This is a genomic window from Rhodococcus sp. 11-3 (assembly GCF_023704055.1).
Taxonomy (GTDB): domain Bacteria; phylum Actinomycetota; class Actinomycetes; order Mycobacteriales; family Mycobacteriaceae; genus Rhodococcus; species Rhodococcus aetherivorans.
Map to the genome: position 1 here is coordinate 5,297,319 of NZ_CP080406.1, position 26,193 is coordinate 5,323,511.

General features: G+C 71.3%; 29 protein-coding genes. 8 read left to right on the forward strand and 21 right to left on the reverse strand.

The features are described from left to right. The first annotated feature begins 37 nt into the window (after positions 1-37). Entirely contained in the window at positions 38-733 is a 696-nt protein-coding gene (locus tag KZJ41_RS24375; protein ID WP_102799481.1) for a pyridoxamine 5'-phosphate oxidase family protein, read from the forward strand. On the opposite strand, the gene KZJ41_RS24380 is transcribed toward KZJ41_RS24375, so the two are convergent. Genes KZJ41_RS24380 through KZJ41_RS24390 form a run of 3 tightly spaced genes read right to left on the reverse strand, consistent with a single transcriptional unit; the run spans position 661 to position 3,066 of the window. Beyond that, positions 661-1,113, reverse strand: coding sequence for a MaoC family dehydratase (locus KZJ41_RS24380; protein WP_006941443.1), 453 nt, complete (start codon positions 1,111-1,113; stop codon positions 661-663). The genes KZJ41_RS24375 and KZJ41_RS24380 overlap by 73 nt on opposite strands. Before the next feature lie 17 nt (positions 1,114-1,130). Then, the gene (locus KZJ41_RS24385; RefSeq protein ID WP_029546198.1) at positions 1,131-1,895 is read right to left on the reverse strand and encodes a GntR family transcriptional regulator; all 765 of its coding nucleotides are present in this window, start codon (positions 1,893-1,895) and stop codon (positions 1,131-1,133) included. A gap of 19 nt (positions 1,896-1,914) precedes the next feature. Further along, positions 1,915-3,066: an acyl-CoA dehydrogenase family protein gene (locus KZJ41_RS24390; protein WP_102799480.1), complete on the reverse strand. Its 1,152-nt coding sequence runs from the start codon at positions 3,064-3,066 to the stop codon at positions 1,915-1,917. A 259-nt stretch (positions 3,067-3,325) separates the two neighbouring features. Here KZJ41_RS24390 and KZJ41_RS24395 point away from each other — a divergent pair, with 259 nt between their 5' ends. From KZJ41_RS24395 to KZJ41_RS24405, 3 genes are read left to right on the forward strand one after another with little or no spacing between them, the layout of a single operon-like run. Then, a complete protein-coding gene (locus tag KZJ41_RS24395) occupies positions 3,326-4,153 on the forward strand; it encodes a CoA ester lyase (RefSeq protein ID WP_037201171.1) in 828 nt (275 codons plus the stop codon). A gap of 1 nt (position 4,154) precedes the next feature. Next, positions 4,155-5,162: a MaoC family dehydratase gene (locus KZJ41_RS24400; RefSeq protein WP_006941437.1), complete on the forward strand. Its 1,008-nt coding sequence runs from the start codon at positions 4,155-4,157 to the stop codon at positions 5,160-5,162. A gap of 13 nt (positions 5,163-5,175) precedes the next feature. After that, entirely contained in the window at positions 5,176-5,517 is a 342-nt protein-coding gene (locus KZJ41_RS24405; RefSeq protein ID WP_043802729.1) for a WhiB family transcriptional regulator, read from the forward strand. Positions 5,518-5,604: 87 nt separating this feature from the next. On the opposite strand, the gene KZJ41_RS24410 is transcribed toward KZJ41_RS24405, so the two are convergent. Beyond that, complete coding sequence (locus tag KZJ41_RS24410) at positions 5,605-6,675, reverse strand: enoyl-CoA hydratase/isomerase family protein (RefSeq protein WP_029546208.1); 1,071 nt, start codon at positions 6,673-6,675, stop codon at positions 5,605-5,607. 44 nt (positions 6,676-6,719) lie between these two features. On the opposite strand from KZJ41_RS24410, the gene KZJ41_RS24415 reads away from it, so the two are divergent. Continuing rightward, positions 6,720-7,946: a CoA transferase gene (locus KZJ41_RS24415; protein ID WP_102799479.1), complete on the forward strand. Its 1,227-nt coding sequence runs from the start codon at positions 6,720-6,722 to the stop codon at positions 7,944-7,946. Next, a complete protein-coding gene (locus KZJ41_RS24420) occupies positions 7,943-9,337 on the forward strand; it encodes an amidohydrolase family protein (protein ID WP_251549768.1) in 1,395 nt (464 codons plus the stop codon). Before KZJ41_RS24415 ends, KZJ41_RS24420 begins: the two co-directional genes overlap by 4 nt. Before the next feature lie 181 nt (positions 9,338-9,518). On the opposite strand, the gene KZJ41_RS24425 is transcribed toward KZJ41_RS24420, so the two are convergent. The 15 genes from KZJ41_RS24425 to KZJ41_RS24495 form a co-directional block, all read right to left on the reverse strand. Continuing rightward, the gene (locus KZJ41_RS24425; RefSeq protein ID WP_102799478.1) at positions 9,519-10,331 is read right to left on the reverse strand and encodes an ABC transporter permease; all 813 of its coding nucleotides are present in this window, start codon (positions 10,329-10,331) and stop codon (positions 9,519-9,521) included. Next, complete coding sequence (locus KZJ41_RS24430) at positions 10,328-11,254, reverse strand: ATP-binding cassette domain-containing protein (protein WP_102799477.1); 927 nt, start codon at positions 11,252-11,254, stop codon at positions 10,328-10,330. Before KZJ41_RS24430 ends, KZJ41_RS24425 begins: the two co-directional genes overlap by 4 nt. Before the next feature lie 564 nt (positions 11,255-11,818). Beyond that, positions 11,819-12,463 carry an FMN-dependent NADH-azoreductase gene (locus tag KZJ41_RS24435; protein ID WP_102799476.1) on the reverse strand — a complete coding sequence of 215 codons (645 nt, stop codon included), beginning with the start codon at positions 12,461-12,463 and terminating at the stop codon, positions 11,819-11,821. A gap of 44 nt (positions 12,464-12,507) precedes the next feature. Beyond that, entirely contained in the window at positions 12,508-13,725 is a 1,218-nt protein-coding gene (locus tag KZJ41_RS24440; protein ID WP_006947372.1) for a CaiB/BaiF CoA-transferase family protein, read from the reverse strand. Then, positions 13,722-14,501: a tyrosine-protein phosphatase gene (locus KZJ41_RS24445; protein WP_044476590.1), complete on the reverse strand. Its 780-nt coding sequence runs from the start codon at positions 14,499-14,501 to the stop codon at positions 13,722-13,724. The genes KZJ41_RS24440 and KZJ41_RS24445 overlap by 4 nt, the downstream gene beginning before the upstream one ends. Before the next feature lie 96 nt (positions 14,502-14,597). Continuing rightward, the gene (locus KZJ41_RS24450; protein WP_251549770.1) at positions 14,598-15,674 is read right to left on the reverse strand and encodes an acyl-CoA dehydrogenase family protein; all 1,077 of its coding nucleotides are present in this window, start codon (positions 15,672-15,674) and stop codon (positions 14,598-14,600) included. Next, the gene (locus tag KZJ41_RS24455) at positions 15,674-16,822 is read right to left on the reverse strand and encodes an acyl-CoA dehydrogenase family protein (RefSeq protein ID WP_102799475.1); all 1,149 of its coding nucleotides are present in this window, start codon (positions 16,820-16,822) and stop codon (positions 15,674-15,676) included. Before KZJ41_RS24455 ends, KZJ41_RS24450 begins: the two co-directional genes overlap by 1 nt. A 23-nt stretch (positions 16,823-16,845) precedes the next feature. Then, positions 16,846-17,469: a TetR/AcrR family transcriptional regulator gene (locus KZJ41_RS24460; RefSeq protein ID WP_006947368.1), complete on the reverse strand. Its 624-nt coding sequence runs from the start codon at positions 17,467-17,469 to the stop codon at positions 16,846-16,848. Then, positions 17,466-19,016, reverse strand: a complete 1,551-nt coding sequence (locus KZJ41_RS24465) for an acyl-CoA synthetase (protein ID WP_029546230.1) — start codon at positions 19,014-19,016, stop codon at positions 17,466-17,468. Before KZJ41_RS24465 ends, KZJ41_RS24460 begins: the two co-directional genes overlap by 4 nt. A gap of 32 nt (positions 19,017-19,048) precedes the next feature. After that, positions 19,049-20,206 carry an acyl-CoA dehydrogenase family protein gene (locus KZJ41_RS24470; protein WP_029546232.1) on the reverse strand — a complete coding sequence of 386 codons (1,158 nt, stop codon included), beginning with the start codon at positions 20,204-20,206 and terminating at the stop codon, positions 19,049-19,051. A gap of 46 nt (positions 20,207-20,252) precedes the next feature. Further along, positions 20,253-21,062: a crotonase/enoyl-CoA hydratase family protein gene (locus KZJ41_RS24475; protein ID WP_102799474.1), complete on the reverse strand. Its 810-nt coding sequence runs from the start codon at positions 21,060-21,062 to the stop codon at positions 20,253-20,255. A 129-nt stretch (positions 21,063-21,191) separates the two neighbouring features. Continuing rightward, entirely contained in the window at positions 21,192-22,535 is a 1,344-nt protein-coding gene (locus KZJ41_RS24480; protein WP_102799473.1) for a permease prefix domain 1-containing protein, read from the reverse strand. Further along, the gene (locus KZJ41_RS24485; RefSeq protein WP_006947362.1) at positions 22,535-22,897 is read right to left on the reverse strand and encodes a PadR family transcriptional regulator; all 363 of its coding nucleotides are present in this window, start codon (positions 22,895-22,897) and stop codon (positions 22,535-22,537) included. Before KZJ41_RS24485 ends, KZJ41_RS24480 begins: the two co-directional genes overlap by 1 nt. Positions 22,898-23,039: 142 nt before the next feature. After that, positions 23,040-23,291, reverse strand: coding sequence for a hypothetical protein (locus tag KZJ41_RS24490; RefSeq protein WP_006947358.1), 252 nt, complete (start codon positions 23,289-23,291; stop codon positions 23,040-23,042). 96 nt (positions 23,292-23,387) lie between these two features. Then, positions 23,388-23,846: a hypothetical protein gene (locus KZJ41_RS24495; protein WP_102799472.1), complete on the reverse strand. Its 459-nt coding sequence runs from the start codon at positions 23,844-23,846 to the stop codon at positions 23,388-23,390. Between the two features lie 210 nt (positions 23,847-24,056). Here KZJ41_RS24495 and KZJ41_RS24500 point away from each other — a divergent pair, with 210 nt between their 5' ends. Together KZJ41_RS24500 and KZJ41_RS24505 are read left to right on the forward strand one after the other, a co-directional pair. After that, complete coding sequence (locus KZJ41_RS24500) at positions 24,057-24,395, forward strand: hypothetical protein (protein ID WP_029546239.1); 339 nt, start codon at positions 24,057-24,059, stop codon at positions 24,393-24,395. A 54-nt stretch (positions 24,396-24,449) separates the two neighbouring features. After that, positions 24,450-24,926 (forward strand): acyl transferase, encoded by a 477-nt coding sequence (locus KZJ41_RS24505; protein WP_102799471.1) that lies wholly within the window; start codon positions 24,450-24,452, stop codon positions 24,924-24,926. A 39-nt stretch (positions 24,927-24,965) separates the two neighbouring features. Here the strand turns inward: KZJ41_RS24505 and KZJ41_RS24510 are convergent, their stop codons facing one another. Together KZJ41_RS24510 and KZJ41_RS24515 are read right to left on the reverse strand one after the other, a co-directional pair. Further along, on the reverse strand, positions 24,966-25,199 hold the full coding sequence (locus KZJ41_RS24510) for an alpha/beta fold hydrolase (protein WP_029546243.1): 234 nt from the start codon (positions 25,197-25,199) through the stop codon (positions 24,966-24,968). A 98-nt stretch (positions 25,200-25,297) separates the two neighbouring features. After that, positions 25,298-26,005, reverse strand: coding sequence for an SOS response-associated peptidase (locus KZJ41_RS24515; RefSeq protein ID WP_044476587.1), 708 nt, complete (start codon positions 26,003-26,005; stop codon positions 25,298-25,300). Between the last annotated feature and the right edge of the window lie 188 nt (positions 26,006-26,193).

Here is a 26,193-nt window from a genome sequence, read left to right on the forward strand (position 1 = left end):
CTGTTCATCGGTCCGCATATCGACGAGGCTCGCCTGCATGGACAACATCAGGCGCTATCCCGAACGGGCCCGGACCCGGCGGGCCGACCTCGACGCGGTACTGGACGCGGCGGTCACGTGCACGTTCACCACCGTCGTCGACGGCCTGCCGTGGGTCGTACCGATGCTCTACGCGCGCGACGGCGACCGGCTCCTCCTGCACGGCTCCACCGGAGCGGGCGCGCTGCGCCTGGCGACGTCCGGGGCGCCGGTGGCCGTGTGCGTGTCGATCCTCGACGGCGTCGTCGTGGCGCAGGACCTGTTCCACTCGTCCGCGAACTTCCGATCCGCCGTGGTCCGAGGCGAAGTCACCGTCCTGTCCGCAGAGGAGTCCGCCGGCGCACTGGACGTCCTGTCGGACGGCCTGATACCGGGGCGCAGCGCCGAAACCCGGGCACACACCAGGAAGGAACTGGCGGCCACGGCCACCCTGGCGCTGCCCATCCGGCCGGGGCAGTGGACGGTCAAGATCCGCGACGCACCGCCGTCCGCGCCCGACATGAGCGACGGCTCCTGGGCGGGCGTGGTCCCGTTGCGGACGGTCGCGGGCCGGCCGGTCGCCGCGCCGTGGGTCGCGGACGACGTGCCTGTACCCGCGTCCGTCCGCAGGCTGGTGGACCGCTACGCGACGAGCACGACGATGGTCTCCGCGACCAGCGCCGGCTTCTCGGCGCCTTCGGCCTCGACGGTGTAGGTGACGGTGAGGTTCGCGCCCTTGGCGGTGCGCTCGAGGGACGCGAACTTCGCGGTCGCCCGCACCTTCGAACCCACCGGGACGGGCGACGGGAAGCGAACCTTGTTGGCGCCGTAGTTGATCTTCATCTTCAGGCCCTCGATGGCGAAGATCTGCGATCCGAGGACGGGCAGCAGCGAGAGGGTGAGGTAGCCGTGGGCGATGGTCCGGCCGAAGGGGCCGGACTTCGCCCGCTCGGGGTCGACGTGGATCCACTGATGGTCGCCCGTGGCATCGGCGAACTGATTCACCCGTTCCTGGGTGATCTCGAGCCAGTCGCTGTGGCCGAGGTCCTCGCCGACGGCCGCCTCGATCTCGTCGATTCCGTTGAAGGTCCGCATGTTCCATTTCTCCTGTGTCAGGGCCGCAGTGGCCGGTGCCCGGCGCGGCGGAGGGTGACGCGATACGTGTAGTGCTCGGGCAGGAAGTAGCTGACGGACAGCTCGGTCGGTTCGCCCGCATCGTTCGAGTACAGCCGGTCCACCCGCAGCAGCGGATGTCCGGGCCCGCAGTTCAGCTCGCGCGCAACCTCTTCCGTGGCCCGCGCGACGGTGATCGTCTGGGCCGCCTCGACGATGGGGTGCTCGAGGTACGGCTCGAGCAGGCCCATCACCGTGTTCCGGCTCGACGCCCCGGCCGCGAGCTCCGGGGCGCCCTGCACGTGCGCGGCCACGTGATCGGGCAGGTACACGGTGGTCAGCGCGAACGGGATCCCGTCGTGCACGCGGCGCAGCACCACCGCGTGCACCAGATCGGTGTCCAGGCGCAGCCGGCTCGCGGCCTCGATGTGCACGCCGCGGCGCAGCGGCGCGACGATCTCCATCGTGGTGTCGGCGGCGAGGTCGAGCAGGTCCTCGATGGAGCCGAGCTGGCGCCGGTAGCGCCGCCCGTCCTCGTTGGCGAACGTGCCGCGGCCGGGCACCCGGTAGACGACGCCGTCGGCGACGAGGTCCTGGAACGCGCGCCGCACCGTCTGCCGGCTCAGCCCGTAACGCTGCGCGAGTTCGGCCTCGGTGGGCAGGCGGACGCCGCCGCGGTACTCACCGGCGTCGACGGCCTCGCGCAGCCGTCGCGACAGCTGCGCGTACGCCGGTTCCGTGTCGCGTTCGCCCATGACGACCATGAATCCTAGTGACGGCTGGTCACAGGCCGCCGCGGGCCACCAGTTGGGACGCGATGACGCCCTTCTGGATCTCGTTGGTGCCCTCGCCGACGATCATCAGCGGGGCGTCGCGGAAGTAGCGTTCGACGTCGTACTCGGTGGAGTAGCCGTAGCCGCCGTGGATGCGCACCGCGTTCAGCGCGATCTCCATCGCGATCTCCGAGCAGTACAGCTTGGCCATGCCGGCCTCCATGTCGCACCGCTCGCCGCTGTCGAACTTCTCCGCCGCGTAGCGGGTCAGCTGCCGCGCCGCGGTGAGCTTGGTGGCCATCTCCGCCAGGTAGTTGCCGATCGACTGGTGCTTCCAGATCGGCTGCCCGAAGGTCTCGCGCTGCTGCGCGTAGGCGAGGGAGTCCTCGAGCGCGGCCGCTGCGACACCGAGGGCGCGGCACGCGACCTGGATGCGGCCGGTCTCGAGACCCTTCATCATCTGCGCGAAGCCCCGGCCGGGCTCGCCGCCGAGGATCGCCGTCGCCGGGGCACGGTAGCCGTCGAAGCTCAGCTCACAGCTCTCGACGCCCTTGTAGCCGAGCTTGGGCAGATCCCGCGAGACGGTCAGGCCGGGCCCGTGCTCGACCAGGACGATGGAGATGCCCTTGTGCCGCGGGGTGGCGGCCGGGTCGGTCTTGCACAGCAGCGCGATCAGCCCGGCGCGGCGGGCGTTGGTGATCCACGTCTTGGCGCCGTTGATGACCAGGTCGTCGCCGTCCCGGCGGGCGGTGGTGGTCATCGCCTGCAGGTCCGAGCCGCCGCCGGGCTCGGTCAGCGCCATCGTCGCCCGCACCTCGCCGGTGGCCAGGCGGGGCAGGTACGTGCGCTTCTGCTCCTCGGTGCCGAACAGCGACAGCAGCTTGGCGACGACGGTGTGCCCGCCCATCGCGCCGGCCAGCGACATCCAGCCGCGGGCGAGTTCCTCGGTGACCTGCGCGTAGCACGGCATCGACACCGGCATCCCGCCGTACTCCTCCGGCACCGCCAGCCCGTAGATCCCGATCTGCTTCATCTGCTCGATCCACTTCTCGGGGTACTCGTTTGCGTGCTCGACCTCCTGCACCGACGGCTTGACCTCCCGGTCGATGAACTCGCGCACCGTCTTGACCAGGAAGGTCTCTTCGTCGCTCAGGTAGCTCACGGAAAATCCTCGAATCGACACGGGACCTGCGATCCCACCCGTCATTTGTACGGCCATTTTTGGCCTCACGCCCTCGCGATGTCAATACCTCTGGGCGCGAGACACCCCCTGAACGGCCTATGCGTCGCCCCAGTCCTCGCTTATGAGTCGGCGCCGGGTAGCGCCGGACCGGACAATGGCCGTACATTTATCCCGTTCCCGACCGCCCCACAGCAGAGGTTGATCCGTGAATCCTGCGCAGCCCCGCCGCCGGCGAGCCGTGCTCGTCGCCCCCGGCTCCGACGAACGCAAGGCCGGCAAGGCGCTGGCCTCCTCGGCCGACGAGGTGGTCCTCGACCTCGAGGACGCCGTCGCCACCGCCCTCAAGGACACCGCCCGCGACCTCGTCGCCGATCTGGTGTCCACCCGCGGCACCGGCCGCGCGATCGCGGTCCGCGTCAACGGTCCCGGCACGCCGTGGTTCGCCGACGACCTGCGCGCCTGCGCCGCCCTCGGACCGGCCCTGTCGTCGATCGTGGTGCCCAAGGTGGAGGGCCCGGCCGACCTCGCCGAGACCGACCGGATCCTCACCGAGGCGGGCGATGCCGACCTCGTGGTGCAGGCACTGATCGAGACCCCGGCCGGGGTGACCCGCCTCGACGAGATCGTCACCGGCCCCCGGCTGGCCGCGGTGATCCTCGGCTACGCCGACCTCGGCGCCGCGCTCGGCCGCGCCCGCACCGCCGCCCCCGAGCACTGGCTGTACGTGCAGGACCGCCTCCTGCACGCCGCCCGCGCCGCGGGCGTGCAGGCGATCGACGGACCGTTCCTGTCCATCACCGACGACGAAGACTTCCGTCGCGCCGCCCGCTGGACCGCCGACCTCGGCTTCGACGGCAAGTGGGTCATCCACCCGGCCCAGATCGACTCGGCCGCAGCGGCCTTCACCCCCGACGACGCGCAGGCCGAGCAGGCCCGACGGGTGCTGGCCGCCCTGGCCGAGGCCGAAGCCCGCGGCGCCGGAGCCGCCCAGCTCGACGGACAGATGCTCGACGAGGCGGTCGCCGTCGCCGCCCGCCGCACCCTCGCCCTGATCGGAGACAAGTGAGATGACCACCGCACGCACCGCCACCGAGGTCGGCGGACCCTACTTCGACGAGCTCACCGTCGGCCAGGTCTTCGACACCGCCCCGGCCGTCACGATCACCGACGGCCTCGCCGCCGCCCACCAGGCGATCCTCGGCGACCGGCTGCGCCTGCCCCTCGATGCGCACCTGTCGGCGGCCGTCGCCGGTGGGCCCGTCGCGCACGCCGGCCTCGTCACCGACCTGGCGATCGGCCAGTCCACCCTGGTCACCCACCACGTCAAGGCCAATCTGTTCTACCGCGGCCTGCGCTTCCACCGCTTCCCCCATATCGGCGACACCCTCTACACCACCACCGAAGTGGTGGGCCTGAAGGAGAATTCGGCCAAGCCCGGCCGCAAGCCCACCGGGCTGGCGGCGCTGCGCATGAACACCGTCGACCAGAACGGGCAGACCGTCCTCGACTTCTACCGGTGCGCGATGCTGCCGCTGAGCGAAACCCCCGATCCCGCGCGCGTCGTGCCCGCCGACGACCTGTCCGCGATCGGCCCGCAGGAACCGCCGCGGTGGTCCGCCCCCGCCGACTGGGACCTCGCCGCCTACCGGACCCGCGTTCCGGGACCGCATTTCGATCCGTCGCTCGCCGGTGCAGTGCTGCGGTCCAGCGGCGACGTCGTCTCCAGCGCACCCGAACTCGCGCGCCTGACCCTCAACATCGCCGCCACCCACCACGACGAACGCGTCGGCGCCGCAGGACGACTGGTGTACGGGGGCCACACCATCGGCCTCGCCCTGGCCCAGGCCACCCGCGCGCTGCCCAACCTCGTCACCGTCCTCGGCTGGCACTCGTGCGACCACACCGGCCCGGTCCACGAGGGCGACACCCTCACCAGCGACCTGCACATCGACTCCGCCCAGCCGCTCGACGGCGGCGGGGGCGTCCTCGAACTGCGCTCGATCGTCCACGCCCACCGCGGCACCGACGCGCCGGCACCCGTGCTGGACTGGCGCTTCACCGCCCTCATGGCCTGACCCCGGAACCGACATGACACTCCCCGCCTTCGCCCCGAGCCCCACCGAAGTCCCGGACCCACACGACGGGCACCACTGGCGTCTGCACGCCCGCTGCCGGTTCATCGGACCGGACACCTTCTACGCCCCCGAGGACGAGACCTGGGGCGAGCGGCAACGCCGGGAACGAGCGGCCCGGGACATCTGCGCGGCCTGCCCGGTCCGCATCCCGTGCCGCGACGATGCCGTGAAGAACAAGGAACAGCACGGGATCTGGGGCGGACTGACCGAAAGGGAACGCCGCGGACTGCGGTATGTCCGCTGGCTGCCGGACGGTTCTGCGACTCGTGGGGCGGGTACGTCGGCGGCCGGCTGACCTCCCTCGCATGCGCTCGGGGCCGAGCGAATGTATCGCCCACTCGATCTGATCGAGTGGGCGATACATTCGCTCACTCCCCTTCGCTCACTCCCCGCGGACGGCGATCTCGTCGATCAGCCCCCACTCGAGCGCCCGCGGTGCCTCGAGCGCGACGCCGGTGACGAACAGGTGCAGCGCGCGCCAGCGGCCGATGCGGCGGGGCACGCTCACGGTGCCGCCCGCGCCGGGGATCAGGCCCATCGTCACCTCCGGCAGCCGGAAGAGCGTGTCGGGGGCGGCGACGATCCGGTGTGCGAACGCCGGGACCTCGATGCCGGCGCCGACGCAGTGCCCGTGCACGCGCACCTCGGTGCGGTCCGCGAGCGCGGCGATCAGCCGTCCGGCGCCGCCGCGGGTGCGGATCAGGTGCGCGGTCGCGGTGTCCGGGGTGTGGCCGAACTCGTCGAGGTCACCGCCGGCGCAGAACGACGGCCCGGCGCCGTCGAGCACCACCCACGCGACGGTGTCGTCGAGCAGCGGCAGGCGCAGCGCCTCGACCAGGGCGTCGCGCAGCGCGGTGCCGTAGGCGTTGCGGCGTTCGGGCCGGTTGAGGGTGAGGTGCAGGGTGTCGCCGTCGCGGTGGATCAGCACCGGATCCGCGACGGGCGGCGGCGGCAGCGGCCGCCCGAGCCTGCGACGCTCGTCGAGCCAGCCACCGAACTCGGCGCCGCCCTGCAGGGTGGAGTAGGCGAGCGATTCGACGTCGATCGCCTCGGGCACCGGCAGCGCCTCGGTGATCCGCAGCACCTGCCCGGCGACGAGGGCCGACTGCGGATACCGCCCCATCGCCCGGACGAACTCGGCGAGCGCCGCGTCGACGTCCTCGGTGCCGACCACCGCCCGGTCCGCCGGATCGGGCCCCGCGACGTACGTGAGGTCCAGCGCGGCGGTCAGCGGCGCCAGGGCGGCCGGGACGGCGCCAGTGCAGCGCCCGACGAGCAACCGATCCAGTGCCGGCACCCGGGCGGCCACGGCCTCGACCATCGATGCGTCGGCGTCGTCGAGGTCGACGATCAGCACGGGTTCGCACAGGGCGGCGCCGTCGCCGAGAACCGGTGTGTCCGCGGCGCCGCCCGCGAGGTCCGCCACCGTGAGGGTTCGTACGCCTGTGCCCATGTCCGCCGTCCTGAGGTCGTTTCGCGGACTGTAGCATCGGCAGCGTGTCGACCTCCGCGCGCCCGGATGTGGTGCGGGACTGGGCCGAGAGCGGAATCGCTTCTCTCACCGGCCGTCCCGACGGGCCACCCCTGATTCCCCCCGGTCGCGCGGCGACCGTCGCGCGGGAACGCACCGCCTGGATCGCCGACGTCACCGGCGGAGCGGTGCAGCTCGACGGGGCGCGCATGCTCGCCGAGCGCGCCGCCTTCACCGGGCATCGCCGCGGCGGCGCGACGTCGGCCGGCGGTTCGTGCCGGCTGCTGCCGACGGCCGACGGCTGGGCCGCCGTCTCCTGCGCCCGACCCGACGATCCCCTGCTGCTCGGCGCCCTCGTCGGCGCCGACGTCGGGGACGACCCGTGGCCCGCGGTCGAGGCCTGGCTGCGCGAGCACACCGGCGCCGACCTGGCCGAGCGCGCCGACCTGCTCGGCGTCGCGGCCGGACCCGTCACCCCTGCGCACGCTCCTGCCCCCCTGCGACCGCCGGCGCCGCGCCCCGTCGACGGGTTGCTCGTCGTCGACTTCAGTGCGCTGTGGGCGGGACCGCTGTGCGCGCACGTGCTGGGCCTGGCGGGGGCGCGGGTGATCAAGGTGGAGACACCGTCCCGGCCGGACGGCGCCCGCCGCGGCAATCCCGACTTCTATCGCCTGCTGCACGGCGGCCACGAGGCCGTGACCCTCGATCCCGCCCTCCCCCACGAACGCGCAGCCCTCGCCGCGCTCGTCGCGGCCGCCGACATCGTGATCGAGGCGTCCCGCCCGCGCGCGCTGGCCGGATTCGGCCTGCACGCAGACGAATTCGTCGCCACCGGCGGGACCTGGATCTCGATCACCGCGCACGGACGCGCCTCGAACCGGATCGGTTTCGGCGACGACATCGCCGCGGCCGCGGGACTGGTCGCCCGCGACGGCGACGGGCCGATGTTCGTCGGCGACGCGATCGCCGATCCACTCACGGGTCTGACCGCGGCGGCGCTGGCGATGTCCACACCCGGCGACGGTGACGGGGTGTTGTGGGACATCTCGATGTCGGCGACGGTGGCCGCCACCCTGGACGGAGCCGAAACCGCTGCGGCGCAGGCATACCGGCGAGGCCACGAGTGGTACGTCGACACCGCGACGGGCACCGCGCAGATCGAGACGCCGCAACCACGCGCCCCGCGCGGCGACCTCGCCGAACCGGGTCGCGACACCGCCGCGGTGCTCGCCGAACTGGGGTCGGCGCGGTGACCGGCCTGCTGCTGCGCGACGTCGCGCTGCCGGCCGGCCGGTGCGACGTCGCGGTCCGCGACGGCCGGATCACGGCGATCGGGGTCGGCCTCGAAACCGAGGGCGAGGTGATCGACGGCCGCGGTGGGGCGCTGCTGCCGGGACTGCACGATCACCACCTGCACCTGCACGCGATCGCCGCGGACGCCACCTCGGTCCGGTGCGGGCCCCCGCACGTGCGCACACCCGGCGACCTGGCCCGGGCGCTGGACGCCGCGCCCGGCGACGGCTGGGTCCGCGGCGTCGGCTACGTCGAGACGGTCGCGGGCCTGCTCGACGCCGCGGCGCTGGACCGGCTGCACGCGCGGCGGCCGGTGCGGGTGCAGCACCGCAGCGGCGCGATGTGGGTGCTCAACTCGGCGGCGACGATCCTGGCCGGACTGGACTCGGCCGACCATCCCGGGGTGGAGCGCGACGACGCCGGTCGCCCCACCGGGCGGGTGTGGCGGGCGGACGCCTGGCTGCGCGAGCGGCTGCCCGCCACCGGGCCGCCCCCGCTCGATGCCGTGGGCGCGGACCTGACCCGCCTCGGGATCACCGGGATCACCGACGCCACCCCCGATCTGGCGCCGGGCTCGCTGGCCGCGCTGATCGACGCACACGTCTCCGGCGCGCTGCCGCAGCGAGTGCACCTGCTGGGGGTGCCCCTCGGCGACGAACCCGAGGATCGACCGGCGACCGTGACGACCGGCCCGTACAAGATCGTTCTCGCCGACTCGGGACTGCCCGACTTCGAGGCCCTGGCCGGCACCGTCCGTCGCGCCCACGCCCGCGGCCGGCCGGTGGCGGTGCACTGCGTCAGCCGCGAGGCGCTGCTGTTGCTGCTCGCGGTGTTCGAGGAGGCCGGCACCCGTCCCGGAGACCGGATCGAGCACGGGGCGCTGGTCCCGGCCGAGTCGATCGGCGAGCTGCGTCGTCGCCGGGTGTGCGTGGTGACCCAGCCCGGCTTCCTCGCGCACCGCGGCGACGACTACCTCGAGCGGGTCGATACCCGGGATCTGCCGGACCTGTACCGCTGCCGGTCCCTGCTCGACGGCGGCGTGCCCGTCGCCTTGTCGAGCGACGCCCCGTACGGGCCGCTCGACCCGTGGGCGGTGATCGCGGCCGCGACGAACCGTCGCGCCCCCACCGGCGACGTCGTCGGTCCACAGGAGCGGATCACCGCCGCCGCCGCCCTCGACCGCTACCTGTCCCCCCTCGACGACCCCGGCGCCGAGCCGCGCAGGGTGCGGGTGGGCGCGCCGGCGGATCTGGTGCTGCTCGACCACCCGCTCACCGATGCGCTTGCGGAGCCGACCGCGGAAGCAGTGCGCTGCATCGTGATCCGCGGCGAGATCCGGTATCGCCGCTGAGCCCGGGCCCGGTCGGACGAGGCCCTGCCCGGGCTGCTGCACCCGTTCGCGGGTCACGCCCGCACCACCGTCATGAATACCTGTTCGCTAGTCGAGGAGTGCGTCCGCGCTGCACGACGAGGTCGTCCCGGTGGGTCGCGATCTTCGTCTCCAGCGCGGCGCACCGCCCAGGTGGGCTGCCTCAACGCGCGACCAATGCGCGCACCCGGCGCGCGATGCCGGGCAGGAGCGTCACCACCGCCCCCAGCGCGACCGCGGCGACGACGGCAGTGGCCGTGTCGCCGAACGTGGCGGTGCCGAGCTCGTGGCCGCGCAGGGCATCGGTGGCGTGCGCGACCGGGTTGAGCGTCGCGGCGGCCTGCATCCAACCGGGCATGGTCTCGATCGGGGCGAAGGCGCTCGAGACGAACATCAGCGGCATCATCACCATCATCCCGGCGAACTGCACCACGTCGGGACGGCGGAGTCGGTCACCGATGAGCCCGAACAGGGCACTCATCGCCGCGGCCAGCACGGCGAGAACGACGATCCCGGCCAGGGCGTCGACGACGGTGCCATGGAACTCGAATCCGAGTACGACGGCGGCGACACCGAGGAGCGCGGCCCGGGCGAGCGTGAATGCGGCTTCGTTGAGCGTGCGCGCCACACCGGGCAGCGGCCCCCGCATGGGTAGCGCGGCGAAGCGATCGTGCAGGCCGTTGGTGTGATCGATCGCCGCGGACACCCCCGCGTTGGTGCCGGCCATCACGGTGGAGACTGCCAGCATGGCGGGGGTGAGGAAGTCGATGTAGCTGACCCCGGGAGGGAAGCCGGGTCCGGCCGCCACACTGCGGAACACCTGACTGAACAGGACCAACATCGCCATCGGCATGGTCAGCGAGAACATCAGCAACTGCGGGACGCGGGCACTCGTGCGCAGATTGCGGACCACGAGAGCGGCGAGCTGGTCCGCGGCGGGTGAGCGCCCGGGTCCGGTGGTGAGCATGGCGTTCATCGGGTGGCTCCGTTGTGGGCGAGGTGGGTGAAGACGTCGTCGAGGCTGGGCGAGGTGACATCGAGGTCGCCGATGTCGACGCGGTCCCGGGTGAGCTGGGCGACGAGTTCGGCAGCGGTCATCGCGTCGCCCACGGTGAGTGCGACACGGACCCGGCCGTCCTCGACGGGATTTTCGGCGTCGGGGCGGAACGGCAGGCCGCCGAGCTGGTGCGTGGGGATCGTGGCGGTCACCACCTTGCCGCCGACAATCCGCTTCAGCTCGGCGGGAGTGCCGCGGGCGGCGACCCGCCCCTGGCTGAGCACGACAATGTGGTCGGCAAGCCGGTCGGCCTCTTCGAGGTACTGGGTCGTGAGCACGACGGTGGTGCCGTTGGTGGTGAGTTCGTCGACGACGTCCCACAGCGCGCTGCGGGCGATGGGATCCAGGCCGGTGGTCGGCTCGTCGAGGAACAGTACCGACGGAGATCCGACCAGGCTGGCGGCCAGGTCGACCCGACGTCGTGAACCGCCGGAGAGCTCACCGACCCGCCGCGACGCGAGGTCGTGCAATCCGAGCCGGTCGATCAGGGTGTCGGCCCGAGCCCGTGCCCGACCACGCAGGCCGGCGAGGCGGCCGATCAGTTCCACATTCTCTCGGGTAGTGAGGAACTCGTCGAGGCCGGCGTACTGGCCGGTGACCCCGATCCGGCGGCGGACGTCCATCGCATCGGTGACGACGTCGAGGCCCTCGACCAGCGCCCGGCCGACGGTCGGCCGCACCAGCGTGGTGAGCACGCGAATCAAGGTCGTCTTACCGGCGCCGTTGTGGCCGAGCACGCCGAGCGTCGTGCCCGCCCCCACCTCGAGGTCGAGGCCGTCGAGCGCCCACGTCTTGTCGTAGGCGACATGGAGATCTTCCACAACTACTGCAGGGGTGTTCATCTCACGCCTCCGAACCGGTGCCGGGCACGTGCACCGCCGGCGCGCCGCGATGTCGCCGGCCAGGACGGTGGGGCACCCCAGCAGGGAGGGGCGATGCGTTGGTGTCGTCGACGTCGAGCGCGATGTGGACACGGCTGGTCATCATCTGAGGGTCCTTCCGAGACGCGCTCCCCTGGGTGGGGAACTTGACTCTTCTGACGAGCGACCCGCGATGTGGACGCATCACATCGACAGCGTCTGCTCGAGCGCGGCGCGGCAGGGCCGAACGAAGGGATCGTGGTGGGAGCCCGATCGGCCCACCAGAACCGGCGCATCTCCCGGGGCAGATGCGAACAGCGGAAGGGCCCGGGCCGTCTCCCGCAGGTCGCACAGGTCTTCGACGACCTGACTGCCCGCGCACCCGCGGGCTCGGTGCAGCAGGCCGAGCTGCTCGCCCCGGCCGCCTCGATGTGGAGCTTGACCGGCTACCAGGGGAACTCGGTGTCCCTGGCGCGGACTACCTTGACGAGCGCGGAGCCGACGCCGAATTCGCCTGAGAACCAAACGGGCGGACGGGCGCGCCGGTCAGGCGCCGAGGTCGTGCGCGAGCCGTTGCACCCGCTCGCGCGCCGCGTCCAGGCTCGCCGTGGAGCGCTCGGTCATCGGCGCCAGCGCCGGAATACGGGACGCGAGAGTGTATTCGGCGGTCACGACCGTGACGTCCATGCCCAGTGACGTGCCGAGCACCTGCTGCAGCGGCGGCACGGTGTGGTCGAGGCCCTCGTCCGGATCGCCGGGCCCGTAGGCCAGCCCACGGCTCGAGATCACCACGACGGGCGTGCCCGCGAACGGCTGGTCCGGCGTGTCGAACGGCACGGTGGTGCCGAGCACGTGGACGTGGTCGATCCACGCCTTCAGCGTCGACGGCAGCGACCAGTTGTACATCGGGGCGCCGATCACGACGACGTCGGCGGCGGCGACCTCGGCGATCAGCTCGGTCTGCACCGCCTCGGCCGCAGGATCGACGGCGACGCCGGAAACCCGCAGCCGGGGCGCATAGTGCAGTTCCGCGTCCGCGAGATGCGGGACCGGGTCTCGGTGCAGGTCCCGCTCGACCACGGTGTAGCCGGGTCCGCGGCGGCGCCACGTGTCGGCGAACAGGCGGGTCAGTTCGCGCGTGACGGACGTCTGCCGGTTCGCGGACGAATCGAGCTGCAGCAGCTGGGGCACGTCGGGCTCCTTCGGGTTCGGGTACTGCGCCGGTCGGCTACCGGCTACTGCACGATGCCGGCGGCACGCAGCCCGGCGACCTGCTCGTCGGTGAGGCCGAGTTCGGCGAGCACTGCGTCGGTGTGCTGTCCCAGCGCCGGTACCGCACCCATGCGCATCTCGACATCGGAGAAGGTCATGGGCGGCAGCACCGCCCGCACCGCGCCGGCCTCGGTGCCGACCTCCCGCCAGCGGTCGCGCTCGGCGAGCTGGGGATGCTCGATCAGGTGCTTCATGTCGTTCAGGCGGGCGGCCGGAACACCGGCCGCGGCGAGACGTTTGTCCAGTTCGGCGGTCTCGAAGCGGCGTGTGTTCTCGGCGACGACCGCGTCGGTCTCGGCGCGGTGTTGCACCCGCAGGATGTTCGTCGCGAACTTCGGGTGCCCGGCGAGATCCGGGCGGCCGAACACCTCGGTGACCAGCGCCCGCCAGCCCCGGTCGTTCTGCACGCCGATGAGGATCTTTCCGTCGACGGTCGGGTACGCGTCGTAGGGCGCGATCGACGCGTGGCTCAGCCCCATCCGCTGCACCTGCGTGTCCTGGTACATCTGCAGGTACATCGGGTGGCCGAGCCACTCGACGGTCGCGTCGAACATCGACACGTCGATCGTCGCCCCCGCGCCGGTGCGTTCGCGCCGGAACAGCGCCGCCTGGATCGAGGTGAGCGCGTACATGCCGGCCGCGATGTCGGAGGTCGGGATGCCGGTCTTGGTGGCGGTCTCCGGGGTGCCGGTGATCGAGCACAGCCCGGTCTCGGCCTGGACCAGCATGTCGTAGGCCTTGCGCTCGCGCAGCGGGCCTTCGGTGCCGTAACCGGTCATGTTCACCACGATCAGCTCGGGCCGCTCGCGCCGCAGCTCGTCGGCGCCGAGCCCGAGCCGCGCCGCCGCGCCGGGCGCGAAGTTCTGGATCACCACGTCGGCCTCGCCGACGAGCCGGCGCACCGCGGCGACGCCCTCGGTGGCCTTGAGGTCGACGCAGATCGACTCCTTGCCGCGGTTGAGCCACACGAAATGCGATGCCAGCCCGTGCACGGCGGCGTCGTAGTTGCGGGCGAAGTCGCCCTCCCCGATGCGTTCGACCTTGATGACGCGGGCGCCGAGATCGGCGAGATGGCGGGTCGCGATGGGGGCGGCGACCGCCTGCTCGAGGCTGACGACGGTGATGCCTTCCAGCGGCAGTCCCGCCGATCCCCCGGCTTTCGGCTCGCTGTTCTCGCTCATCGCGTCGGTGCCTTCCTGTCTCCGTATACCGTTGCAGCCACGTCTTCTCCTCGGGCACGTGCGCGCCACCGCCGCACGTCGTCCTCCCCCGCCCCGTGGTCGATCAGCCACGCCCCCGGCCCTCCGGGATGCGCGACGAGGCGTTCGACGATCGGGGAGATCGCCTCGGCCGGGGCGCGGAACAGGTCGGACGGCACCGCCCGGTCGCCGCCCGGGAACGAGCCGCCCACGCGCAGCCCGACGGCCTCCCAGCGACGGAGGAGCAGGGGCATGTTCGTGTCGGTGGCCGCGTAGTCGTCGACGACGGCCTGCGGTTCCACGCCTGCGGCGAGCAGCAGGACGGCGACCGCGAGACCGGTGCGGTCCTTGCCGGCGGTGCAGTGCACGAGGACCGGGCCCGCGGCCCGCGCGACGACCGGCACGAGCCCGGCGAACAGCGGCGCGGCCACGTCGAACACCCGGCCGTAGAGTTCGGCGAGGCCGAGGCCGGTGCGCCCGGCCGGCGCGGCGTCCGCGTGCAGCGACAGGCGATGCACGTGCGTGCCGTCCGGCCAGGTGAAGGCGCGGTGCCCGCGTTCGGCGTCGGATCGCAGGTCCACCACCGTCGTGGGCGGCCGGTCGGAGAGGATGCCGCGCACCACGTCACCGGTGTAGCAGGCGTCGCCCCGATACAGCACGCCGGGCGCGGTGCGACCGCCGTCGGTCAGCGGCAGTCCGCCGAGATCTCGCAGATTCACCGGTCCGGGCACGCGCTGTTGCTCGTCCTGCACTCGCACCTCTCCTCGTCGGTCCGGCACCGCCGGAACACGCGCCGTCACCCCACAGTTCATACCGGGCCGGTGGTACCTGTCCAGCGGGCCGCGGCGGATGCCCTATTCCGGTCGGCCGTCCGCGATCAACGGCCACAGCCCCCGGGACCCGGCGTCGACGGCCGCCGCGGTGAGCACCTCGTCCCAGAACCGCACGGAGCCGAACTCCCTGCGCCACGACAGCAGCCGGTTCGCGTGCCGGTGCAGCTCGTGCTCCATGGTGAAGCCGATCGCGCCGAGGCTCTGGTGGGCGTTGCGCACGACCACCGACGCGGCGTGCCCCGCGCAGGACTTCGCGGCAGCGATCGCGAATCCCGCTTCGTCACTGCCGAATCCGGAATCCTCGGCGATCGTCACGGCTGCCTGCGCGGCGGCACGCGCGAGCGCGCCCTCGGCGGCGATGTCCGATACCAGGTGCTGCACGGCCTGGAACCTGCCCAGGGCACGGCCGAACTGCACACGCGTGGTGGTGTGCTCGACGACCAGGTCGAGCACCCGCTCCATCGCGCCGCTCATCGCGAGAGCCCGGGCGAGCGCCCCCCGGCGCAGGAACTCCTCCGCGGTGCCCGCCGGAACTTCGGCGCCGGACAGCGCGGCGACGTCGACACGGATGTGGTCGCGCGGCTCGGACGCGACGTCGACCGCCTCGGTGACCTCGACGTCGGCGCGGGCGACGTCGGCGACCCGCCACGTGCCGTCCGCCTCCCACAGCACGACCACGGCGTCGACGTCGCGGGCCCACGGCACGTGCCGGGCCGAGCCGTCGGCGGCCAGCACGGCGGCGGTGCGTGCCGCCGCCGGATCGGTCACCGCGCGCTTGCAGCCGGACAGCTGCAGCAGCCAGCCCGCGAGGAGGTCGTTCTCGGCCACCGGCACCGCCGCGGCACCGGCGCCCGCGGCGCCGAGCAGATATGCGGCCTCGGCCCAGCCCGCCTCGCTGCCCCCGTCCGCCTCCGGACCGGTGAGCCGGGCGAGACCGAGTTCGACCAGAGTGGACCACAATTCGCGGTCGAGGCGCAGCGGCCCGGTGAGGCGGTGATCGTCGCCGCGGCGCTCTCCGAAGACCTGTTCGAGCATCTGCGCGAATTCGCGCATCTCCACATCGTTATCGGTCGACGTGCCGTTCGTCGCGTTGCTCATCAGCGCATCCCCAATCCCCGCGCGATGACCCCGCGCAGAATCTCACTCGTGCCGCCTCGGAGGGTGAATCCGGGACGCTGCATGACACCCGACCGCACCAGCTCGGCGAACTCGTCACCAGCGGTGTCGCTCTCGCCGGCCAGCTCGTCGGCGAGGTCGGCGATGTCGCCCTCGGCCTGCGTGCCGAGCACCTTGACCACCGAGGCGGCGACCTCCGCGTTCTCATGCCGCTGCAGCGCCTCGGACACCCCGCGCGACATGTGGTGCAGGCCGAAGATCCGGCCGACGAACGCGCCGATGCGGGGGTCGGCCGGCAGGCGGCCGGCGGCTGCCTCGTCCACCGCGCCGGCGAGCACACCGAAGGTGGACATGAAGCGTTCCGGGCCGCTGCGCTCGTAGCCGAGTTCGGAGGTGACCTGCGCCCAGCCGTCGCCGATCGTGCCGAGCACGAGGTTGTCGGGCACGAACACGTCGTCGAGGACGACCTCGTTGAAGTGGTGCTCACCGGACATCGACAGCACGGGCCGGATCTCCACGCCGGGCGAGTCGAGCAGGACGATGAACTGGCTCAGCCCGGCGTGCCGGTGCGCCGGGTCGAGCGGGGCGGAGCGGGCCAGCCCGAAGAAGGCGTCGGCGTGGTGGGCGCCGGAGGTCCACAGCTTGGTGCCGGTGATGCGCCAGCCGCCGTCGACCTGCACGGCCTTGGTCTTCACGCTCGCCAGGTCCGATCCGGACTCGGGCTCGCTCATGCCGATGGCCCAGCAGATCTCGCCGCGAGCGATGCCGGGAAGGAACCGTCGCTTCTGCTCCTCGGTGCCGTACTTGAGCAGCGAGGGCGCGGCCTGCCGGTCCGCCACCCACTGGGCGGCGACCGGCGCGCCGACCGCGAGGAGTTCCTCGGTGACGACGAAACGCTCCATGAAGGTGCGGCCGTGCCCGCCGTACTCGGTGGGGATGGTCATGCCGACCCAGCCGCGGGCGGCCAGGGCCTTGGTGAAGTCGGTGTTCCAGCGGGCGAGCCAGGTGTCCACGCCCGGGGTGAACACGCCGGCCTCGATCTGCTCGCGCAGGAAGGCGCGCACCTCGGCCCGCAACGCTGCGAGACTCGGGTCGGGGGCACCGGCGGACGGTACCAGTGATGTACGCATGGTCGTCTTCTTCCGTGAGGGGGTCAGGGTCGCGGCTGCAGCAACAGCAGGGCCAGATCGCCGTACCGGGCCGCGATGTCGGCGGGGGTGTCCGGACCGTCCGGGTCGTACCAGTTCGCGATCGAGGTCGTCATCGCCAGGATCGAGCGGCGACAGTCCTCCGGGTAGGGGGTGGTGAACGCTCCGGATCGCATCCCATCCTCGATGATGCTGCCCAGCAACTCGTTTCCGGAACGCCGCCGCTGCTCGTAGACGGCCGCGTTCTCCGGTTCCAGGTTGCGAACCTCGGTGCCGATCATCAGGCTCTGTTCCTGGCAGATGGTCCGGAACCGGACCAGGGCGACCACCAGGGCCCGGAGCCGCTCCACCGGGTCGTCACCGACGCGTGACAGCTCCTCGTCGCACATCGCGTCGAAGGCGTTCACGCCGTCGATGAGGATGGCCAGCAGCAGGTCCTGCTTGTTCTTGTAGTGGTAGTACAGCGCCGACAGGCTCACGCCCGCCTCCTGGGCGATCGTCCGGATCGACGACGCACCGTATCCGTTGCGGACGAACTCGCGACGCGCCGCCTCGATGAACACCCGTTGCCGCTCCGACGGCGCCACGGTGTCGCCCTGTCGTGCGTATGTTCCCCGTCGAACACTCATCCGTTTCCTCCGGCGGTCGCGGGGCGCAGCGCCCCCTTGACGAGCTTGCCGGTGGGTGTCCGGGGCAGCGCGTCGACGAAGTCGACGCTGCGCGGGCACTTGTACCCGGCGATGCGGTCGCGGCAGTAGGCGATCAGCTCCGCAGCGAGCGCGTCGTCGCCGGCGACGCCCGCCGCCGGCTGGACGACCGCCTTGACCGATTCGCCCATCTCGGCATCCGGCACACCGATCACTGCCACGTCGAACACCTTGGGGTGCAAGGCGAGGGCGTTCTCGATCTCCTGCGGATAGATGTTCACCCCGCCGGAGATGATGGTGAACTTCGCCCGGTCGGTGAGGAAGAGGTAGTCGTCCTCGTCCAGGTATCCGATGTCCCCGGTCGTCGCCCAGGTGGGGTGGAGCGGGTTGCGGGACTCGGCCGTCTTCTCCGGGTCGTTGTGATACTCGAAGCTGTAGCCGGGACGTTCGAAGTAGATCAACCCGATCTGTCCGTGCGGCAACTCCGTTCCGTCCTCGGCACAGATGTGCGCGAGGCTGGCATGGCCGTGTCCGGTGCGGCCGACGGTGCCGGGCTTCCGGAGCCATTCCTGCGGCGAGACGATGGTGCTGCCCACGGATTCGGTGGACGAGTAGTACTCGTAGATCACCTCGCCCCACCAGTCGATCATCGCCTGCTTGACCTCGACGGGGCACGGCGCGGCGGAGTGGATGGCGGCGCGCATCGCGGACAGGTCGTAGCGGCCGCGGACCTGCTCGGGCAGCTTCAGGAGCCGGACGAAATGCGTGGGCACCCACTGACTGTGGGTCACGCGGTAGCGCTCGAGGTCGGCGAGGCAGGTCTCGGCGTCGAACCTGCCCGCGACGATCGCCGTGCCGCCGAGTGCCTGCGCCGCGGCGCCGAACCGCAGGGGCGCGGCATGGTAGATCGGGGCGGGCGCGTAGTACACGCAGTCGTCGTCGAAGCCGAAGCTCTGCAGCAGCCCGACCGCGTTGGAGGCCGCCTGCTCACCGACCTGCGCTCCGCTGAGCGCGGGCTTGATCCCCTTCGGCCGGCCGGTCGTGCCCGACGAGTAGAGCATGTCCGTCCCGCCGGGCTGGTCGACCGGCGCGGTGGTGCTCATCGCGGCGATCTCGGCCTCGTATCCGAGGTGGCCGGGAACGTCGCCGCCGAACGCCAGGCGGTGCCGCACCTTCGGCGTGTCGCCGGCCACGGCGACCGCGAGGTCCACGAGCGGCGCGGACACCACGAGAGCCGCGGCGTCACAATCGTCCACGATGTAGGCGACCTCGGGCGGGGCGAGATGCGTGTTCACGAACGTCACGTACATGCCGGAACGCACTGCAGCCCAGTACAGTTCGAAGACGGTCACGTCGTTGACCGACAGCACGGCGAGGTGGTCGCCCGCGCCGAGGCCGTGGGCGCGGAGCCAGTGCGCGAACTGCACCGAACGGTCCTCGAGCTCGCGGTAACTGATCTCGCGCCCCGTGGCCGCCTCGATCGCCGCCGGCTTGTCCGGGGTGATCGAGGCATAGCGTCCTGGATACATTCGTGCTCCTTCTGCCGGTCCCACCGGGACGTCTAGAGGCCGAGGTCCTTGGCGATGATCGTCTTCATGACTTCGCTGGTGCCGCCGTAGATCCGGCTGACGCGGGTGTCGGCGTAGAGGCGGGCGATCGGGTATTCGGTGATGTAGCCGTAGCCACCGTGCAACTGCAGGCACTTGTCGATCACGCGGCCGGCGACCTCGGTGCAGTACAGCTTGGCACGGGCGGCGTCCGCCACCGACAGCTCGCCCCGGTCGAGCAGCTCGAGGCAGTGGTCGGCGAAGACTCGCGCCGCCTGCACCTCGGCGGAGCATTCCGCGAGAACGAACTTGGTGTTCTGGAAGGAGGCCACCGGCTTGCCGAACACCTTGCGGTCCTTGGTGTATGCGACGGCATGCTCGATCGCGGCCGCGGCCTGGCCGACCTGGTTGAGCGCGATGCTCAGGCGTTCCTGGGGCAGGTTGTGGGCGAGGTAGCCGAAGGCCTTGCCCTCCTCGCCGAGGAGATTCTCCACCGGAACCCGCACATCCTGGTACGACAGCTCGGCGGTGTCCTGCTGGTGCAGCCCGATCTTGTCCAGCTTGCGACCGACGGAGAACCCCTCGGCATCGGTGGGCACGCAGAGGATCGACAGGCCGGCACGGCGGTCCTCCGGGTCGAACGGCGCCGTCCGGCAGACGGTGAGGACCAGGTCGGCGGTGACGCCGCCGGTGATGAACGTCTTCGCGCCGTTGACGACGTAGTGCGAGCCGTCGGCGGACAGCTTGGCGGTGGTGGCGATGTTGGCCAGGTCCGAGCCGGTGCCGGGCTCGGTCATCGCGATGGCGGTCATCATCCGGCCGGACGCGAAGTCCGGCAGCCAGCGCTTCCGCTGCTCGTCGCTGCCGTACTCGAGCAGGTACGGCAGGATCAGGCAGGAGTGCACGGTGTAGGAACCGAACGACACGCCGGCCCGGGCCACCTCCTCGAACACGATGGCGTTGTACTTGAAGCTCGATTCGCCGCCGCCGCCGAACTCCTCGGGCACCTGGATACCGAGGACGCCGAGCTCACCGAGACGGTGGAAGAACTCGCGCGGCGGCCGGCCCAGCGCATCCCACTCCGCCTGATGCGGCAGAACCTCGCGGTCGATGAAATCCCGCAGCATGGAACGGAATTCGTCGTGTTCCTGAGTGAAGATCGTCCGCTCCACGGCCGTCTCTCCTTCGTTGTGTGCGGCGGCTCGGGGGCCGGGGCGGTCAGTTGCCGGTGAAGTTCCCGGTGCGGCGTTCGAGGAACGCCGAGAGTGCCTCACCGTGGTCGGCGGTGTGGTGCGAGAGGGCCTGGAACGCGGCGGAGAGCTCGAGGATGCTGTCGAGATCCTGGCGCTGCCCCTCGCGCATCAGCTTCTTGGTCATGCGCAGCGCGTGCGGCGGATTCACCGCGACGCGGGCGGCGAGTTCGTTCGCGGTGACCAGCAGCTGCTCGGGTTCGACGACGCGGGAGACCATGCCCCAGTCCAGCGCGGTCGCCGCATCGACCCGGTCGCCGGTGAAGGCCATCTCCGCGGCCCGCGCCGCACCGATGGCGCGGGGCAGCAGCCACGCGCCGCCGTCGCCGGGGATGATGCCGAGCTTGACGAAGCTCTCGGCGAAGAATGCGGTGCTCGAAGCGATCCGCATGTCGCACATCATGGCCAGGTCGCAGCCGGCGCCGACCGCGGGTCCGTTGACGGCGGCGATGATCGGCACCTCGCAGTGGTAGATCGCCTTGGGCAGCCGCTGGATTCCGCGACGGTAGCCCTCACGCAGCTGATGCGGGGCACCACCGAACATCCCGGCGCGGTCGGCCATGTCCTTGACGTTGCCGCCGGCCGAGAACGCGCTGCCGGCGCCGGTGACGATCACCACGCGGGTCTCGTAGTCCGCGTTCGCCTCCTCCACCAGCTGCACCAGCCGCTCGACGACGTCGTCGCCGGAGATCGGATTGCGCGCCTCGGGCAGGTTGATCGTCCACGTCGTGACGTGGCCTTCCCGGCGGGAGAGTACGACGTCCTCGGGTGCGCTCATGCGGAGGTCCTTTCGGCCGGCGATCGGCGGCAGGCAGCAGATTAGGTCGAACGATCGTTCAAATTACTGCCTTGCGGACCGGTTGTAAAGGCATGGACGGATCGACTGCCGTTGTTCGGTGACCGACGGTCACGCGAAGTCGAACATCGGCGGGAGGAGGCAGACGACCAGCGCCGCCCAGATGCCGAAGACGGGCAGGTAGCGGGTCTGCCAGCGTTCGAGGGAGCCGAACCCGCGGCGGCCACGGACGAACCCGAGGACGAGCCGGGCCGACCAGGCAAGATTGACCAGTAGGACCAGGTTCATCCCGAGAGCGGCCACCTTGTTGGGGGTGAAGCCGAACTCCGCGATCCGGGTGAGCATGGCTGTGAGCATGAGCAGGTCGACCGCGAGAGCGAGGACGACGAGGACGAGCTGGAGACGGTCGAACAGGTCGGGCGGCAGGTGAGGTTCGCGGGCGGAGATCGCATACAGCAGCAGCCCCAGGACGACGACGAGGATGAGGTCCATCAGGATCAACAGGTTTCGGTCGACGTCGACGACGCTACCGGTGGTCGCGAACGCCGCGAGCAGCACCAGCAACATGAGGATTGTGAGGGGTGTGAACACGCGGGTGAGGACGGGCGCGATGTTCTCCACCACGTTCTGCTTCGCCTCCACGAGCCAGGCGGCGACGACGACCGCGCCCGCCGCACCGAACGGCAGCACCCACTCCTCGACGACCCACTCGGCATCCGTGCCGAGCGCGTCGAACGCGCCGATCGTCAGGCCCACGAGGACGCCGCCGCCGAGGGCGAGCAGGGTGAGATAGACGACCCATTCGCCGGTGAATCGGACGAAGTCCATCCACCGCCGGTCGGACCGCCACTCGCCTCCGACGTAGGCGAGGCCGACGACGAACCACAACGCGATCGGGGCATGGATCGCGGCGATCACCTCGGTCGATCCGTTCGGGACGAAGGGAAACGCGTTCGTCACGACCGCCACCAGGGCGAACGGCACCAGCAGCGCCGCGGCGCCGCGGGGCGTCACGCGGCGCTTCCAGGCGAAGTACCCGGCGAGGAACGGAAGCACGAGCAGGCTGACGTTGCGCACGACGACGCCCTCGTCCAGTGTCGCCAGTCCGGCCTTCAGGGCGACCGCCGCGCCGACGGCGAGCGCGAGCACGACGAACAGCTCACGTGTGGGCCGCGTGGCACCGTCGTCCGGTGCGGGCATCAGCACGAGTTGCTTCCACAGGCGCTCGGAATGCTCCCGCGCGAACTCGCGGGAGATGTCGTCCACGCTGCCCATGCGTTTGACCGCGACCAGGAAGGCCTCGTCGGTCCCCAGTCCGGCGGCGGACAGATCCGAGATCTGGTCACGCAGGTGGTCTTCCATCTCGTCGGCGTCGGCGGCGGATATCGCGCGACGACGCTCGACGTAGCCGCGCCACTGACCGATCTGCGACTCCAGCGCGGCATCGGTGTCCATCACGACCATCCTCCGGCGGGGGTCGCGGGCACCTCGGCGCAGCGCCAGACCTGGTCCAGCGCGTCCGCCACGACGTCCCACTGACTGCGCCGTTCCGCAAGCACGCTCCGGCCTGCGTCGGTGATCGCGTAGTGCTTGCGCCGTCGCCCACTGTCGGAACTTCCCCACGACGCCGACACGTATCCGGACCGTTCCAGGCGATGCAGCAGCGGGTACAGCATTCCGTCGGTCCATTGGATCCGTCCACCGGACAGATCCTTGACTCGTTTGAGGATGGCGTACCCGTAGGAGTCGCCGTCGGCGAGGATTCCGAGCACAAGCGGGGTCGCCGAGGCCGCCACCAGGTCCTTGTCGAGGTACATAGAACTCCTATGCCTAGATCAGCTAGGTATCAACCTAGCAGATTCAGGCATGAGCCAACCGCACTTCTCGATGCGCCCGGTTCGTCCAAGGCCGGCACGCCGGCGGGGTTGATCGCGAGGGTCGGGGGCGTACGGACAGCGGTCAGGACTTCTTCGGCTCCGCCTCGACCTCGTCGTCGTCGGCGAAGACGAGCCGGCCGTCGTCCAGCGCGACGGCCCACCGGCGCACCGGCGCCCAGTCCCGCCCGAGCTGCTCGCCGGCCCGGGCGGCTTCGCTCGCATAGTCCTCGACCACCACTCCGGGCAGTCGGCTCTTGTCGTCGCCACGACGCACCACCACCCGCGAGCCGACGGTGAGCCCGCCCCTGCCTGCAACTCCCGAGTTGTCACTCATGACAAATGATCATTGCATCGATCGCTCTTCCGGACACCCCTACCACGGCAGGACCGCCTCCGTGTCGGCACCTGCGCGTCACCGGCGGCGCCCATCTCACTCGACCACCGGGAAGAGGGACTCGCCGTCCTCGGGGCTGCCGCCGATCTGACCTCGATCGACCCGCGAGTCCTCGACGATGACACCCTCGACCAGCTCTGCGTGCTTACGTCCGCCGTCGATGACGGCTGTGTCGCCTCCGCCGTCGTAGACGGCTGTGTCGCCTCCGCCGTCGTAGACCTCGTCGACGATGTCCTCGGTCAGCTCGTCGTCCGGCATGGCCGCAACCGGCCGCTCGAGCGGCTCCGGGGGCGCCACGTCGGGTTCCTCCTCGGCGAGGCGCTGGTCCAGCGACTCGCCTTCCTGCTCCTCCCGCTGCGTGGTGCCGAACCGGTCGGCCCCGCTCCAGCCCTCCGGCGGGTCCACGACCTCGTCGCCGTCGTCGTTGCGGACTTCGTCGGAATCGAGGCCCTCGCTCGGGCTGAGCGTGTCGCCGGGACCGTCTTCGATACTCATGGCTGCGAGGTACCCGAGCCGTGGGACCGCGAAACGCGGACGGGTTTGCCTGCCCCGGATACCGTCTATGCCCGGGGCACGACCACGGCGAGGGGGCCTTCCCATGGGCGAGAACGACCTCTTCCAGCACATCGAGGGGCTGGTGAGCGAGAAAAGGTCGACTCCCGTCGCCGGTGACGGACACCGCGAAGGACGAGTTGGGGAGTAGACATGGGCGAGAGCTCGGGAACCGGGGACGCGGAGACGCTGACCGTGGAGCTGGAGGACGCGGGCGGCACGTCGTGGTGGGCCTCCCTGCTCGCGACGCTGAGTTCGCAGTACGGCAACGCGTACAAGCGGTTCGTCGGCCGGGTAGACGAGGAACGCCGCTATGTCGGTCCCACCTTCCCGGTCCCCCGGACGTGGGGGGACATCCCGCCGCAGGAGGCGTGGGCGCCGGAGATGAACCGAAGCCTCGCCGAGGTGCTCCGGCACATCGAGGACGATCACTGGGTGCAGACCGGTAACGGGCAGCAACCGTGGGAGTTCCGGTTCACCCGGCCTCGGTGACCGGATCGCGAGGAGGATTCCGTGCGGGTACGATTGTGGAAAACTGTTGCTGCAGTGGCCGTCTCGGTAGGATTGGTCACGTCGTGCGGCGACGGCGACACCATGCCGGGTGCGCAATCGACCATGAGCGCGTCCGTTCCCGCGTCGGCACCGGCACCGGCGACGACGGCCGAGAGCGCCCCCGCGTCCTCCTCGCCGGAGACGTCGCCGGCCGCGACGAGCGAGGACGCGACGCCACCGGCCGGGTCGTCCTTTCCCGGAGAAGACCTCACCCCGGAGCAGGCCGAAGCGCTTCAGCGCGCGGTCGACGAGGGTAGCCAGCCGTGGCGGCTGGACCCGTCCCTCGTCGCGCAGGCGTTCGTGGCGGACCGATTCGGATGGAGCGACACCGACGCACGCGCGGCCGACCCGCACACCGTCGAGGTGACCAACCGGGCGGACGGCAGCATCGTGGTGCTCCAGCTGCGCCGGCCCGTCCGGGAGAGCGCCGACGGAATCTGGGTCGTCACGGACGGCGTCCGGATCGGCTGAGCCACCAGCGGAAGTGCAGCCGGCACCCGCTCGCCGGAATCATGCCTCCGCCGCGGCCCGCCGGACCAGGTCGACGATCGCCTCGGGGACAGCCCACTGCGGCGCATGCCCGGCCCACGGCAGCGGCACGAACCGGGCCCCGGGAACCAGCGGGACGTACCGCACCGTCTGCGCGGAGGCGACGACGTCGAGTACGCCCTGCGCGAGGGTGACGGGGCACGCGATCCGGTCGAGACCCGTCGGCACGTCCGTCGGCACGGCGTTCCACAGCATCGCCCCCCGATTCCGCGAATCCTCCCTTCATGGAAAGTGATTCGGATCGCGAGGCGCGCCACGGCAGGGCCACCCGAGCCCCGGTGGCCCTGCGCCACTCACACCGGCTCGAGCAGTTCCGGGCGGTTGTTGCGAGGGTTGTTGACCGCGGTGCCGACCTCGTAGGGCTCCAGGTGGGGTTCGGGGACGGAGGCGATCAGCGCGTCGACGTCGTCGCGGTCGGTGAGGGCCGGATCGAGCCACACGTCGTGGAAGGACGGCGGCAGCACCAGCGGGCACCGCTCGTGGATCTGCCCGGCGGCGTCGGTGGCCTCCGTCGTCAGCACCGTGACGGTCCACAGCCACTTGTCGGGATGGTCGTCCGGCAGGCTCGGATCCGGCCACAGCTCGTACAGGCCGGCCATTCCGAGCACGCCGTCGCCGTGCAGGAAGTACGGCACCTTGGTGCCGTCCTCGCGCTTCTGCCACTCGAAGTACCCGTCGGCCGGCAGGATGCACCGTCGCCGGGCGGCCGCGGCCTTGAACGACGGTTTCTCGGTGATCGTCTCGCAGCGGGCATTGATCAGCCGGTTGCCGATCTTCGGGTCCTTGGCCCACGACGGCACCAGCCCCCACCGGGCGGACCGGAGCTGACGCACCGCCTCCCCGCCCGGATCGTCCTTCGGGGCGCGCTCGAGCACCACCCGCACCGTCTGCGTCGGCGCGACGTTGTACGACGGGGGCAGCGGCTCGCCCACCGTCTCCACCACGTCGAACAGGGAGCGCAGTTCCTGATCGGTGACCGTGCTCGCATACCGACCGCACATGCCGCCCACCTTCTGTCGTCGTGCCTCGACCGGTCGATTCCCATGGTGCCGCACCGCACCGACATGCGCCGGACCGTATGTGACGCCGGTCATCGGCGCAGGTCGTCCGGCCGGGACGCACGGCCGGGCGCGCTAGCCTGGTGCCGGGACCGATCGTGCGAACCCGGCGACGACGTCGCGGGCAGCCG